The sequence below is a fragment of the Vibrio sp. 378 genome (assembly GCF_033339435.1).
On sequence record NZ_JAWOUO010001239.1, the window covers coordinates 1 to 510 of the forward strand.

At 51.2% G+C, this 510-nt stretch carries 1 protein-coding gene; it reads right to left on the bottom strand.

Going from position 1 to position 510, the window contains the following annotated elements; all coding sequences use genetic code 11:
• A partial coding sequence (locus R7Q48_RS31340; RefSeq protein ID WP_318134359.1) for a LysR substrate-binding domain-containing protein occupies positions 1-510 on the bottom strand: 510 nt, incomplete at both ends.

Sequence of the window (510 nt, forward strand, 5' to 3'; positions counted from 1 at the left end):
CGGATACAGCGCCCAAATGCCTTCGCGATCGTCGCGGTAATCGGTCAGCACCTCGACTAACTCACCACTGTCTAACGCTTCTTGAACGTAGTAATCCGGCAGCTGCACTAAACCAAGACCGCGTTTCGCTGCGTCCACCAAAGCAAAACCGCTGTTGCATTTAATCCGTCCCGACACGCGTAAAGATTTATCGCGTTTATTTTCCTTAAAGTGCCAATAGTCGACCGAGCCAACCAAGCACTGATGCCGTCCCAATTCCGACAACGTATGTGGCTCACCAAAACGCTCCAAGTACATCGGACTGGCACACACGTAGGTTTGACGTGAGGAAAGACGCTTGGCGATCATGCTGGAATCTTGCAGGCGGCCAAGACGAATCGCTACGTCCACACCTTGCTCAATCAAATCCAGCTTTTGGTTGGTCAGCACTAAATCAAGATCCACACGCGGGTACTTTTCCAAAAACTGATGCAAAAGCGGCGCGAGATTCATTTCCCCATACGTCACAGG